Here is a 12,731-nt window from a genome sequence, read left to right on the forward strand (position 1 = left end):
CAGATACAATTTGCGCGCCCGAAGGCGCGCAAATCCGTCCATTGCGTGGGTGCGCGGTCTCAGCCGTTCTTGGCGCTGCCGCCCGACTGACCGCCGCCCGTGCCCGTGCCGGCCGGCTGCTGCGCCTTGGCGGCCGGCTGGCCGCCGCCCTGCGCCGGCTGCTGTGTCTTGGCGCCGCCGCCGCCGTTGTTCAGCGGATCGTCCTGGCGCTGGACCGAGCCCTCGAAATGGGCACCGCTCTCGATGGCGATGGTCTTGTGGATGATGTCGCCCTCGACCCGGGCGGTGGAGGTGAGGCGCACCTTGAGGCCGCGCACGCGTCCGACCACGCGGCCGTTGACGACCACGTCGTCGGCGACGACCTCGCCCTTGATGGTCGCGCCCTCGCCGACGGTCAGCATATGGGCGCGGATGTCGCCCTCGACATTGCCCTCGACCTGGATGTCGCCGGTGGTCCGGAGGTTCCCCTTGATCGTCAGGTCGGACGACAGGACCGACGGCGACGGCTTCGGCTTGGTCGAATGCGGCGCCGCGGATCCGGTATCGGCGGCCGGCTTCGGCGCGGTCGCGGACTCGGTTTTCGAAGTCTCCGTCTCGCCCGCCTGCTTGGGACCGGGCTCGTTGATTCTACTTTTGGAAAACATTTCTCGCAGCCTTGATGTATGTCATCGGATTGACGGCCTTCCCGCCGACCCGGACTTCATAGTGGAGGTGAGTGCCGGTCGACCGGCCCGTGTTTCCCATATCACCGATCCGGTCGCCACGCGATACCCTTTGCCCGACCTTGACGCGAATCCGGCTCAGATGGCCGTAGCGGGTTTCATAGCCGAGGCTGTGGCGGATCTTCACCAGCTTGCCATAGCCCGACAGCCAGCCGGCAAAGGTGACCACGCCGTCGGCGGTGGTGTGGATCCCGGTGCCATGCGGGCTGGCAAGGTCGATGCCCTCATGCATGCGCCCGTTGCGCGGCCCGTAGCCCGAGGTGAAGCGGTAGCCGGCCTTGACCGGGAAATCCAGCGGCGCGCGGTCGACCGCCAGCCGGTAGAGATTGATCTCGTCGAGCCGGCCCAGCAGCGCGTTGACGCGGCGCGTCGTGGCGTCGGGCGGCGTGCCCTTGGTCGAGTAGGAGATCGGCGTCAGCGGGCCGCCCTGGCCCGAATAGCTCCGGCGGACATCCTCGATAAGTTTGTCGGCGGGAATGCCGGCGCTCTCGAACATCTTGTCGAGCGGTTCGAGCGAGACCGACACCGCCTCCTCGAGCCGCGAGAAGATGCGGTTGTTGCGCTCCTCGGTCAGGCGGGCCTGCATCTGCAGCGAATCCACCCGTTCTGCCAGGCTCATCGCCTCGGCGGCGATGCCGTCGCGCTGGGCCGCGGTATCCGTCAGCGCCGCGGCCACCACGTCGAGCGTGTTGGCAAGCTCGGCGTTCCGGCCGGCCACGCTGCTGGTGGCGCCGGTGACCTCGGCCAGCTCGGTTTCCAGCGCCGCGACGCGTTCCAGCGCGGTGTCGCGTTCACGGATCGTGCGGCGCAGGGTTTTCTGGATCACCTCGATCCCGGTCTCCAGCTCGCGCCGGCGATCCTCGGAGGCCAGCAGTTCCTCCTGCTGGGTCGAAACCTGTTCGAGCGCCACGTAGAAGCGATCCTGGGCGCGCTGGGCCTCCTCGGCGCGGGCATCGCGCGCCAGCGCCAGTTCGTTCAGCCGGGTCTCGTAGATCTCGCGTTCGCGCTGGGCCTGTTCGCGGACGCTGTCGGTGCCGACGAAGTCCATCAGCAGGACGGCGGTGGCAAGGATGGTCCAGGCGACGAAGGCGCCGCCGCCCGCGAGCATGGCGGCCTGGGTCGAGGATTTGAGCCGGACATAGCGCGTGGCCTGGTCGGATCGAAGAAAGAGCCGCTGTTCCGGCAGATGCTTTTCCAGCAGCAGGTGAATCTTCCGTTTCAGACGTGAAGCCAAGAGCTCTGTCCCCGTTTCCCCCAAGCGTGGCGCAGGACGTTCATCCCCTGTCGCGCCGGTTCGTGGTTACTTAACCACGCGGTATTGCGCAAGATTTTTGACCAATTTGCACAGGTGGGACGGCAAACCGGCGAATTCCTGCCGAAACCTTAAGCACCGGGTTAGCTGGCGTCCCCCTCGGTCAGGGGCCAGTAAAAATCGGGCGGCAGCCCGGCCTCGGCGCGCTTTTCCTCGTTGAAGGGGGGCTTGAGCGCGCCCTTGAAATAGGTTCGCACGAGGTCGTGGAAGACCGTCTTCGGATCGCGGTCATGGCGTCCGCACAGGAAATGGAACCACTTCGAGCCATAGGCGACATGGCTCACTTCCTCGGCGTAGATCGTCTCCAGCGCGGCGACGGCCTCGGCGTCGCCGGCCTTGCGGAAGATATCGATCATGCCCGGCGTCACGTCGAGCCCGCGCGCCTCCAGCACCATGGGCACCACGGCGAGCCGGCCCATCAGGTCGGCGGCGGTGTCCTCGGCGGCACGCCACATGCCGGCATGAGCGGGCAGGGCGCCGTAATGGCTTCCGAGCCGTTCGAGACAGTCCGAGACAAGGTTGAAATGCTTGGATTCCTCGTCCGCCGCCTTGGCCCAGTCGTCGAAGAAGCCCATGGGCATCGGCACGTCCGGAAAGCGCGCGATGATGTCCCAGTGCAGGTCGACGGCGTTCAGTTCGATATGCGCGATGGCGTGCAGGATCGCGATCCGGCCCTCGGGGCTGCCGGGGCGCCGGCGCGGCACCTCGCGGGGTGACAGGAGCGCGGGCTTCTCGGGCCGCGCCGGGCGCGGCGGCGGGTCGGCGCGGCCGACCGGCAAGGGCGTGCCGGCCTCGCGCGCGGCGAACCAGCGCGCCGCGTGGGCCCGCGAGAGCGCCGTCTTGGCGCGCCCGTCGGCGGTGGTCAGAACCTCCACCGCCATCTCTGCAAGCGTGTCGGCGGTCACAGGGCGCGGACCGCGTCCAGCACCTCCTCGACGTGGCCCGGCACCTTCACCTTGCGCCAGACCCGCGCGACGCGGCCCGCGCCGTCGATGAGGAAGGTCGCGCGCTCGATGCCCATGAAGCTCTTGCCGTACATCTTCTTCTCGGTCCAGACGCCGTAGCGTTCACAGACATCGCCCTCTTCGTCAGAGAGCAGCGCCACCCCGAGATCGTATTTCGAGACGAATTTCTCGTGCTTGGCGACGCTGTCCTTCGACACGCCCAGCACCACGGCACCGGCGGCCGCGAAGGCGTCGGCGTGCTCGGTGAATCCGAGTGCTTCCTTGGTGCAGCCCGACGTGTCGTCGCGCGGGTAGAAATACAGAACAACCGCCTTCGGCTGCAAAGCCGACAGCGTCACCATGTCTCCGCCGTCGCGCGGCAGCGTGAAATCCGGCGCGATCTCGCCTACATCTGGCATGGGTAGCCCCCTGTTGACCCGAGTTTGATTGTCCTTGGAGTCCTAGTTCGAATAAATGGAAGGAAAGGGCAAGAGGGCTGGCCGCCCTGGCGCGGAGAGGCGCCGGACACCGCGGATATGACAGAGCCGACACCACAGATCCCCCGCAATCGCCGCATCGGCCTTTTCGTGCTGGTGAGCGTGGCGCTGCTCGCCCTCGCGGGGGCGGGTGGCCTGCTCGTGGTCGCGGGCGGACAGCTGCAACTGCCCGGCGCGATCACGCTGCGGATCGAGGCGCGGGTCAATGCGGGCCTGGCCGCGGGGCGCGTGGAACTGGGCGCGCTGCGTATCGCGGTCGAGGACGGCTTCACCCCGGTCCTGCGCGTGTCCGATCTCGTCCTGTCCGGCGCCGATGCCCGGCAACGCGCCGCGCTGCCGGATCTGGAGGCGCGCCTCGATCGCGGGGCGCTCTTGCGCGGCGCGCTGCGGCCCGAGCGTATCCGCCTGGCCGGGGCGCGGATCCGGCTGCGACGCACGGCGGACGGAACCGTGGACGTGGCCTTCGGCGGTGCCGGCACGCCGGAGATGGCCGAGGCCCGCGGGCTCGAACAGACCGTCCGCGCGGTGGAGCAGCTTTTCGACGGCGATTACCTGCGTCGCCTCGAGGTGGTCGAGGGCACCGGCCTGGCGATCACCTTCGACGACGCCCTTACCGGCCGCGTCTGGGAGGTGGCGGACGGCCGTCTGACGCTGGAAAACGGCCCCGAGATCCTGTCGGCCGACCTGGGCTTCCGCGTCGACCGGCCGGGCGCGGAGGACACGGTCGCGCTGCTGGCGATGGATCACGCCAAGGGCACGCCGGGACTGAACCTGCGGGTCCGGTTCAACGACGTGCCGGCGCGGGATATCGCGGTGCAGTCGGTCGCGCTCTCCTGGCTCGACGTGCTCGACGCGCCGATCTCGGGCGCCCTGGCGATGGAGGTGACCGAGACCGGGCAGTTCGAGGCGCTGAACGGGACGCTTGAAATCGGCGCCGGGGCGCTCGACGTGATCGCAGGGCAGGCGCCGACGGCGTTCCGCCGCGCGAAGACCTACTTCACCTATGACGACGCGGCCTCGCGGCTGACCTTCGACCAGGTCGTGGTGGAAAGCGACGCCGGCACCGTGGAAGCCAGCGGGCACGCCTATCTGCGCGGGCGGGACGGGCGCATGGCCGAGACGCTGCTCGGGCAGCTGCGGTTCACGACGGTGGAGCTCAATCCCCGGGGCATCTTCGAGGCGCCCGCCGTGTTCACGGGCGGCGCGATCGACATGCGGGTCCGGCTCGATCCGTTCCGGGTCGACCTGGGCCAGCTGGTCCTGACCGAGACCGAGCGACGCTACCGCGCCCATGGCAGCATCGCGGCGACCCCAGACGGCTGGGAAAGCCGGCTCGACTTCTCGATCCCGGCGCTGGACCGCGACCGGATGCTGGCGCTCTGGCCGGTGGCGTTCAAGCCGGGAACCCGCCGCTGGATGAGCGAGAATATCCGGGCCGCAGAGCTTCGCAACATCACCGGCGCCTTCCGCAGGACCGGCACGGCGCCGGCGCGGTTTTCGCTGAACTACGATTTCCAGGGCCTCGACGGGCGCTTCATGCGGACGATGCCGCCGCTGGAGCAGGGCAACGGCTTCGGGGTGCTGACCCACGAGTCGCTGGACATGAAGCTCTACTCCGGCACGGTGACGCCGTCCCGGGGCGGCCCCATCGCGCTGGACGGGAGCGTGTTCTCGGTCCCCGACATCACCGTTCGCGACGCGCCCGCGGAGATCCGGCTGCAGGCGGCCGGCAACCTGCGCGCGGCGCTGGAAATCCTCGACTCGGAACCGTTCCGTTTCCTGACCAAGGCCAGGCTGCCGACGGATTTCGCCACCGGGCAGGCCGAGGTCGCGGTCGAGATCGGCCTGCCGCTCAAGGATGACCTGAAACCCGATGACGTGCGCTACGGCGCCGAGGGCACGGTGACGGGGGTCGCGGCGGCGGGCCTGATGGGGGATCGCGTGTTGCGCGCGCCCCGGCTCCGGCTGCGGACCGATGCCGACGGCCTGACGGTCTCGGGGGCCGGATCGCTCGGCGCCGTGCCGGTGGAGGGGGCCTGGATCAAGGCGTTCGGCCCCGAGCACCGCGGCCGGAGCCGCGTCGAGGCGACGGTCGAGCTGTCGCAGGCCTTCGTCGAGGAGTTCGGCATCGGCCTGCCCGAGGGCGCCGTCGGCGGCACCGGGCTGGGCACCGTCGAGGTCGCGCTGCGCCCCGACGCGCCGCCAAGCTTCCGGCTGGTCTCGGATCTCAACCGCTTGCGGCTCTCGCTGCCGGCGCTGGGCTGGGGCAAGGGGGCCGCCACCACCGGCCGGCTGGAGGTTGCCGGCACCCTCGGCCAGCCGGCCGCGATCGACACGCTCGAGATCGAGGCCGCCGGTCTCTCGGCGCGCGGCGCGGTCGCGCTCGCCCCGGATGGCGGGCTCGATGCCGCGCGGTTCGACCGGGTCCGGATCGGCGGATGGTTCGACGGGCCGGTGGTGCTGCGCGGGCGCGGCGCCGGCGTGCCGGCGGCGCTGTCCGTCGAGGGCGGCACGCTGGACATGCGCCGCGCCCGCTTCGGGCCGGGCGGCGGTGCGGGCGGGCCGATCTCGGTCTCGCTGGACCGGCTGGTGGTGACCGACGGGATCGCGCTGACCGGGGTGCGCGGCGCGCTGGAAACCGGCGGCGCGCTGAACGGGCGGCTCGCGGGCCAGGTGAACGGGGCCGCGCCGGTCACCGCCACGCTCGCCCCGATACGCGACCGCGCCGGGACGGGCATCCGGATCACCGGCGCGGATGCCGGCGCGATCCTGCGCGCGGCCGGCATATTCCCGGGCGCGGCCGGGGGCAGCTTTGCCCTGAGGCTGGTGCCCACGGGGACGCCGCGCAGCTATGACGGCACGCTCCAGATCCGCGACACGCGGGTGCGCGACGCGCCGACGCTGGCCGAACTGATCTCGGCGGTCAGCGTCGTCGGCCTGCTCGAGCAGCTGTCGGGCGAGGGGCTGTATTTCAGCGATGTGGACGCCCAACTCAGCTTGACGCCCGGGGCCGTCACGGTCAGGAAAGGCAGCGCCATCGGGCCCTCGATCGGGCTGTCGATGGAAGGGGTCTACGACACGACGCAGGAGCGACTGGCGATGCAGGGGGTCTTCACGCCCGTCTACATGCTGAACGGCATGCTCGAGCAGACCCGCCTTTTCGGCGGGATCTTCGGGCGCGACCGCGGCGAGGGCGTTTTCGGCTTCAATTACGAGTTGCGCGGCCCGACCGATGCCCCGGAGGTGACGGTCAACCCGCTCTCTGGGCTTGCCCCGGGCTTTCTGCGCGAGCTGTTCCGCCGCCCGCCGCCGACGGTGGCCGGGCAATGAAACTGTCGGAGTTCGATTTCGACCTGCCGGAAGAGCTGATCGCGACCCGGCCGGCGCGCCCGCGCAGCGCCGCGCGGCTGCTCGTGGCCGAGGGTGACGCGATCCGCGACCTGCATGTCCGCGACCTGCCGCGCCTGCTGGGGCCGGACGACCGGCTGATCCTGAACGACACCAAGGTGATCCCGGCGCGGCTCTCGGGGACGCGCCGGCGCATTGGGGCGACCGGCGCGACGGAGGCCCGGATCGAGGTCACGCTGCTGGAGCCACGGCCGGGGGGCGGGTGGCAGGCGATGCTCAAGCCGCTGAAAAAGGTCCGCGAAGGCGAGGTGATCCGGTTCTCGGAGGATCTCTCGGCCGAGGTCGTCGCCAAGGCGGATGGCACGGCCGACCTGGCCTTCAACCTGGAAGGCACGGATTTCGACACCGCGCTGGCCGCGGCGGGGGCGATGCCGCTGCCGCCCTATATCGAGTCGCGCCGCAAGGCCGACGCCCGGGACCGCGAGGATTACCAGACCGTCTGGGCGCGGCGGTCGGGGGCGGTCGCCGCGCCGACGGCCTCGCTGCATTTCGATGCCCCGTTGCTGGCCGCGCTCGAGGCGCGCGGCGTGGGCTTCACCCATGTGACCCTGCATGTCGGGGCCGGAACCTTCCTGCCGGTGAAGGTCGACGACGTCACCCAGCACAGGATGCATGCCGAGTGGGGCGAAGTCACGGCCGAGGCCGCCGCCGAGATCAACGCCACCCGCGCCGCCGGCGGCCGGATCATCCCCGTCGGCACGACGGCGCTGCGCCTGATCGAGACTGCCGCGGCCGCGGACGGCATGATGCAGGCATGGCAGGGCGATACCGACATCTTCATCCGGCCCGGCTACCGGTTCCGCGTCGCGGACGCGCTGATGACCAATTTCCACCTGCCGAAATCGACGCTGATGATGCTCGTCTCGGCGCTGATGGGGGTCGACCGCATCCGCAGGATCTATGCCCACGCCATCGCGCAGGGTTACCGGTTCTTCAGCTACGGGGACAGTTCGCTCCTCTTGCCGGAGGGGCCCGCGCCCTCGGCAAAGTCGGCGCAAGAAAACTCCGCGCCGCTTTCCTGAACGATGCCCGGCGACGAGACCGAAAGAGGCAGGGACACCCGAAGCGCCCTCATCGGGTGACGGGCGCCGATCGGTCCAGCCCGGGTCCGCCGCCACGCCGTCATCTGGAAATGGCGTCGAATTCGGCAAGCCTGCACCAAAAACCGTCCTGGGCCGAACGGACCAGGCCGAGGGCTTGGTCGACTACGAAATCTCTCGGTCTGAAGTGCTGTTTCAGGTATCGTGACTGCTTGGTTGCGCGTGCGAAGCCGAACCGTCGCGCATCTATACGTAGTGTTCCAGACGCCAAATCCCGGAGTAGTGTTAAATGTTTGCCAGTCTCGAGAATCGTCACGCGTATGAATACCTTCAATTGGAGCAGGCATGGCTCTCTTGCGTAGAGTCGCCCGATCTTCCGTCTCTTGATCGCTTGTCTCAAAGGCTGGGCGCGGCCACGCTCGCGTTTGGCAGGTGCGAGTTGCACCATCGCGCTGCGGGCCGGTCCGAGCAAACGGGTCAGACCGATTTCGCCGCGGCGCACCTGGCGCGTGCAAAGGCGTTCCAGGAGGAGGGGTTAAAGCAGTTGAAGCTCGCTGCCGGTTTCGCAGCGGATGTTAAGGTTCAGTACGATAAAGTTCCCGCGCCGGACCCGGCAGATGCCACGCGGGTGGCAACGGCATTCTCCGACGAATTCATGGCGCTGATCGCGGATACGGATCTCAAGCCCTCGGATGTCGAGAAGATCGATACCGTGATGAAGGAAGCTCTGGAGACCGTCCTGTCGGGCAAGAACCCCGGGGAGGCGATCGAAGCCCGCATCAACCAACTCGAAGCGGAGCGCCGACGGGATGATCGGGGCGTGCGCGACAATATCCCGATGTGGAAACTCGTCCTCATTGCCGCGAAGCTTCTGATTGCGGTGGTCTATGTCGTGCGCTGCCTCTTGCAGGACAGGTGCACCCCGGCAGAGAAGGCCGCGTTCTATCTCGCGGCATTAATCTTCGGGATCTCGATAAAATTCTGCTGATCGGGTCTGGCAGGCAGGTGCGCTGACCAGACCTCGCGGTGCTCGACAGGGCCGGTCATGCCCACGCGGCAAATCGCCCGGCCCCGACCCGGGCGCATGCCGCTGGCCGGCCGGACCGGGAGGCTGCGACTCGCCTAGCCGTGGCCGAACGCCATCGCTTCTTCTCCTGCGGCGGCGCCGCGTTGCTGGTCCCCGGGATCAAACGCGACGCCTGAGCGTCGCTTCGGGGCGGTCGGGTTGCAATCCCGGTCTGCTAGCTGCGAGGAAGAGGCTGGAGGGACTGGATGCTCGAGGTTCTGAGATATTCCTGGGCGTTGCTGCTGGGCATGCTGCTGCTGATGGTCGGCAACGGCCTGCAGGGCACGCTGCTGGGCGTGCGCGGCGCCATCGAGGGATTCTCGGCGACCGAGATGTCCTTCATCATGTCGGCCTATTTCGTCGGTTTCCTCGGCGGCTCGCGCCTGACGCCCAAGCTGATCCGGCGGGTCGGTCATGTCCGGGTCTTCGCCGCGCTCGGCTCGCTGATCTCGGCGGTGCTGATCCTTTATGCCGCGGCGCCCGATCCCTGGGTCTGGACCGCGATGCGGGTTCTGATCGGCTTCTGTTTCTCGGGCGTCTACGTCACCGCGGAAAGCTGGCTCAACAACTCGGCCTCGAACGAGAACCGCGGCAAGGCGCTGTCGATCTACATGATCGTGCAGATGGCCGGCGTCGTGGCGGCGCAGGGCCTGATGAACCTGGCCGATCCCGCCGGCTGGCTGCTCTTCGTCATTCCCTCTGTGCTGGTCTCGGTCGCCTTCGCGCCGATCCTGCTGTCGGTCAGCCCGGCGCCGATCTTCGAATCGACCAAGCCGATGACCCTGCGCCAGCTCTTCGACGCCTCGCCGCTGGGCTTCGTCGGGGCGTTCCTGCTGGGCGGGGTCTTCGCCGCGCAGTTCGGCATGTCGGCCGTCTACGGCACGACCGCGGGGCTCAGCGTCGCGGAAATCTCGATCTTCGTCTCGTCGATCTTCGTCGGCGGCATGATCCTGCAATACCCGATCGGCTGGATCTCGGACCGCATGGACCGCCGCGTGCTCATCATGGCGCTGGCGGCCTTCGCGGCGGTGGCCACCGCGCTGCCGCTGCTGATCGCGCCGGGGTTTCCCGTCCTGGTGGGGCTGGCCTTCGTCATGGGCGGCGTGTCGAACCCGCTCTATTCGCTGCTGATCGCCTATACCAACGATTTCCTCGAACATGACGACATGGCCGCCGCGTCCGGCGGGCTGATCTTCCTCAACGGGGTGGGGGCCACGGCGGGGCCGCTCATCATCGGCTGGCTGATGGATCTTGTCGGGCCGAACGGCTTCTTCGGGTTCGTCTCGGTGCTGTTCTTCGCCACCGCGGGCTACGCGGCCTACCGGATGACGCAGCGCCCGACGCCGAGCGCCGCGGATACGGTCGCCTATGCGCCGGTCGTGCCGACAGCCTCGCCGGTGGCGGTCGAGCTGGCGCAAGAATACGCCTTCGAGCAGGCGCTCGAGGACGAAGAGGCCACCGAGCCGCATGTGGATAACAAATCGGAAGCCCCGTGACTCCCAAGGGTTGTCATGTGGGCGAATCTTTGTAACGGTTTTGTGGCCCGGGGGGCAAAGCAGGGAGCGAGGAGGAAACCCGATGCTGACGCCCGATGATGTGCTCGACTTCTGGTTCGGAGAACTGGAACCGAAACAGTGGTACGAGGTGGACCCGGCGCTCGACGCCAGGATCCGTGATCGGTTCGAAGCGGGCTGGCGCGATGCCCTCGCTGGACGATACGACGACTGGTTGAACGGACCCAGGAGCGCCTTGGCGCTGATCGTCCTGCTCGACCAGTTTCCGCGCAACATGTTCCGCGGCAGCGCCGAGTCCTTCGCATCCGACCGCAAGGCACTCGGCCTGGCGAAGCGGGCGATCGACCGCGGCTGGGACAGGCGGGTGCCCGAACCGGACCGGCAGTTCTTCTACCTGCCGCTGATGCATTCCGAATGCCTGTGCGACCAGGATCGCAGCGTGCGGCTGATCCTCACCCGGATGCCGGAGTCCGGCAGCGACAACCTGCTGCATGCCCGCGCGCATCGCGAGGTGATCCGGCGCTTCGGGCGTTTCCCCTACCGCAACGACGCGCTTGCGCGCGAGACGACGCGCCCCGAGGCCGACTATATCGCGGCCGGTGGCTACGGCGCCACGGTGCGCGAGATTCAGCAGGATTGCGGAACCCGGAACGCCGTGCCGGCCTGATCGGGCCGCCGACCGTTCCCGGGCCTTCCCTTGCAGCCGGCGCATGGCGGGACTTCGCGCCGTGCCGGTCCCCGCGCGCCGGATCCGTTGCGGTGCGGGCGCGGATAGTTTAATATCAAACAAAATTTCTTCCGGAGGAGTCCGATGGCTGCCAATTCATTCGACATGATCGTGATCGGTGCAGGCCCGGGGGGCTACGTCGCCGCCATTCGCGGGGCGCAGCTGGGCCTGAAGGTCGCGATCGTGGAACGCGAGCACATGGGGGGCATCTGCCTGAACTGGGGCTGCATCCCGACCAAGGCGATGCTGCGGTCGGCAGAGGTGTTCCACCTGATGCATCGCGCCCAGGAATTCGGCCTCAAGGCCGATGGGTTAAGCTACGATCTTGATGCGGTCGTCAAGCGGTCGCGCGGGATCGCCAAGCAGCTGAACTCCGGCGTCGGTCACCTGATGAAGAAGAACAAGGTCACCGTGATGATGGGCGAGGCCACGCTGCCCGCCAAGGGCAAGGTCAGCGTCAAGACCGACAAGGGCACCGAGGAACTGACCGCGAAATCCATCGTCCTCGCCACCGGGGCCCGCGCGCGCGAGCTGCCGGGGCTCGAGGGCGACGGTGAACGGGTCTGGACCTACAAGAACGCCCTGACGCCGCCGCACATGCCCAAGAAGCTGCTTGTCATCGGATCCGGCGCGATCGGCATCGAGTTCGCGAGCTTCTACAACACGCTCGGGGCCGACACCACGGTCGTCGAGGTCATGGATCGCATCCTGCCGGTCGAGGATGCCGAGATCAGCGGCTTCGCCAAGAAAGCCTTTACCAAGCAGGGGATGACCATTCTCGAGAAGTCGTCGGTCAAGCAGCTCGACCGCGCCAAGGACAAGGTCACCGCCCATATCGAGACCGGCGGCAAGACCGAGAAGCACGCGTTCGACACGGTGATCTCCGCCGTCGGCATCGTCGGCAATGTCGAGGGGCTTGGGCTCGAGGACCTGGGCGTCAAGGTCGAGCGCAGCCACGTCGTCACCGATCCGCATTGCCGCACCGGGGTGGACGGGCTCTACGCCATCGGCGACGTGGCCGGTGCGCCCTGGCTGGCGCACAAGGCCAGCCACGAGGGCGTGATGGTCGCGGAGCTGATCGCCGGTGGCGACCCGCACCCGGTCGATCCCAACAGCATCGCCGGCTGCACCTATTGCCACCCGCAGGTCGCCAGCGTCGGCCTGACCGAGGCCCAGGCCAAGGAAAAGGGCCTGAAGATCAAGGTCGGCCGCTTCCCCTTCATCGGCAACGGCAAGGCGCTGGCGCTGGGCGAACCGGAAGGCATGGTCAAGACGATCTTCGAAGAGAAGACGGGTGAGCTTCTGGGCGCGCATATGGTCGGCGCCGAGGTGACCGAGCTGATCCAGGGCTACGTGGTCGGCCGCACGCTGGAGACCACCGAGGCCGAGCTGATGGAGACGGTCTTCCCGCACCCGACGCTGAGCGAGATGATGCACGAGTCGGTGCTCGACGCCTTCGATCGGGTCATCCACATCTGACCCGCGCCGCCGCGGCAGGAAA

The 12,731-nt window shown here is 68.4% G+C and carries 10 protein-coding genes; 6 read left to right on the top strand and 4 right to left on the bottom strand.

The annotated features are described in order from the left end of the window. Window positions 1-59 precede the first annotated feature (59 nt). From ACQ5SP_RS04835 to bcp, 4 genes are all read right to left on the bottom strand, one after another. Window positions 60-644, bottom strand: coding sequence for a bactofilin family protein (locus tag ACQ5SP_RS04835; RefSeq protein ID WP_430936996.1), 585 nt, complete (start codon window positions 642-644; stop codon window positions 60-62). Beyond that, window positions 628-1,956 (bottom strand): DUF5930 domain-containing protein, encoded by a 1,329-nt coding sequence (locus tag ACQ5SP_RS04840; protein ID WP_430936998.1) that lies wholly within the window; start codon window positions 1,954-1,956, stop codon window positions 628-630. Before ACQ5SP_RS04840 ends, ACQ5SP_RS04835 begins: the two co-directional genes overlap by 17 nt. Window positions 1,957-2,117: 161 nt before the next feature. Continuing rightward, the gene (locus ACQ5SP_RS04845; RefSeq protein WP_430937179.1) at window positions 2,118-2,915 is read right to left on the bottom strand and encodes a ferritin-like domain-containing protein; all 798 of its coding nucleotides are present in this window, start codon (window positions 2,913-2,915) and stop codon (window positions 2,118-2,120) included. A 20-nt stretch (window positions 2,916-2,935) separates the two neighbouring features. Next, the gene (gene bcp / locus ACQ5SP_RS04850) at window positions 2,936-3,397 is read right to left on the bottom strand and encodes a thioredoxin-dependent thiol peroxidase (protein ID WP_430937000.1); all 462 of its coding nucleotides are present in this window, start codon (window positions 3,395-3,397) and stop codon (window positions 2,936-2,938) included. Window positions 3,398-3,514: 117 nt separating this feature from the next. Here bcp and ACQ5SP_RS04855 point away from each other — a divergent pair, with 117 nt between their 5' ends. The 6 genes from ACQ5SP_RS04855 (at window position 3,515) to lpdA (ending at window position 12,709) form a co-directional block, all read left to right on the top strand. After that, entirely contained in the window at window positions 3,515-6,805 is a 3,291-nt protein-coding gene (locus tag ACQ5SP_RS04855; RefSeq protein ID WP_430937002.1) for an AsmA-like C-terminal region-containing protein, read from the top strand. After that, on the top strand, window positions 6,802-7,905 hold the full coding sequence (queA, locus tag ACQ5SP_RS04860) for a tRNA preQ1(34) S-adenosylmethionine ribosyltransferase-isomerase QueA (protein WP_430937004.1): 1,104 nt from the start codon (window positions 6,802-6,804) through the stop codon (window positions 7,903-7,905). Before ACQ5SP_RS04855 ends, queA begins: the two co-directional genes overlap by 4 nt. Window positions 7,906-8,212: 307 nt before the next feature. Further along, window positions 8,213-8,911 (top strand): hypothetical protein, encoded by a 699-nt coding sequence (locus ACQ5SP_RS04865; protein ID WP_430937006.1) that lies wholly within the window; start codon window positions 8,213-8,215, stop codon window positions 8,909-8,911. Window positions 8,912-9,195: 284 nt separating this feature from the next. Next, the gene (locus tag ACQ5SP_RS04870; RefSeq protein ID WP_430937008.1) at window positions 9,196-10,485 is read left to right on the top strand and encodes an MFS transporter; all 1,290 of its coding nucleotides are present in this window, start codon (window positions 9,196-9,198) and stop codon (window positions 10,483-10,485) included. An 82-nt stretch (window positions 10,486-10,567) separates the two neighbouring features. Beyond that, window positions 10,568-11,170: a DUF924 family protein gene (locus ACQ5SP_RS04875; RefSeq protein ID WP_430937010.1), complete on the top strand. Its 603-nt coding sequence runs from the start codon at window positions 10,568-10,570 to the stop codon at window positions 11,168-11,170. Window positions 11,171-11,314: 144 nt separating this feature from the next. Then, window positions 11,315-12,709, top strand: a complete 1,395-nt coding sequence (gene lpdA, locus ACQ5SP_RS04880; protein ID WP_430937012.1) for a dihydrolipoyl dehydrogenase — start codon at window positions 11,315-11,317, stop codon at window positions 12,707-12,709. Window positions 12,710-12,731 lie beyond the last annotated feature (22 nt).

Source organism: Rhodovulum sp. YNF3179 (assembly GCF_050586465.1).
Lineage (GTDB): Bacteria > Pseudomonadota > Alphaproteobacteria > Rhodobacterales > Rhodobacteraceae > CAJXYS01.

What these genes read in the sequence shown, in the direction of transcription:
- ACQ5SP_RS04835 (WP_430936996.1), bottom strand. Translation starts at nt 644, where the DNA reads ATGTTTTCCAAAAGTAGAATCAACGAGCCCGGTCCCAAGCAGGCGGGC.
- ACQ5SP_RS04845 (WP_430937179.1), bottom strand. Translation starts at nt 2,915, where the DNA reads ATGGCGGTGGAGGTTCTGACCACCGCCGACGGGCGCGCCAAGACGGCG.
- bcp (WP_430937000.1), bottom strand. Translation starts at nt 3,397, where the DNA reads ATGCCAGATGTAGGCGAGATCGCGCCGGATTTCACGCTGCCGCGCGAC.
- ACQ5SP_RS04855 (WP_430937002.1), top strand. Translation starts at nt 3,515, where the DNA reads ATGACAGAGCCGACACCACAGATCCCCCGCAATCGCCGCATCGGCCTT.
- queA (WP_430937004.1), top strand. Translation starts at nt 6,802, where the DNA reads ATGAAACTGTCGGAGTTCGATTTCGACCTGCCGGAAGAGCTGATCGCG.
- ACQ5SP_RS04865 (WP_430937006.1), top strand. Translation starts at nt 8,213, where the DNA reads ATGTTTGCCAGTCTCGAGAATCGTCACGCGTATGAATACCTTCAATTG.
- ACQ5SP_RS04870 (WP_430937008.1), top strand. Translation starts at nt 9,196, where the DNA reads ATGCTCGAGGTTCTGAGATATTCCTGGGCGTTGCTGCTGGGCATGCTG.
- ACQ5SP_RS04875 (WP_430937010.1), top strand. Translation starts at nt 10,568, where the DNA reads ATGCTGACGCCCGATGATGTGCTCGACTTCTGGTTCGGAGAACTGGAA.
- lpdA (WP_430937012.1), top strand. Translation starts at nt 11,315, where the DNA reads ATGGCTGCCAATTCATTCGACATGATCGTGATCGGTGCAGGCCCGGGG.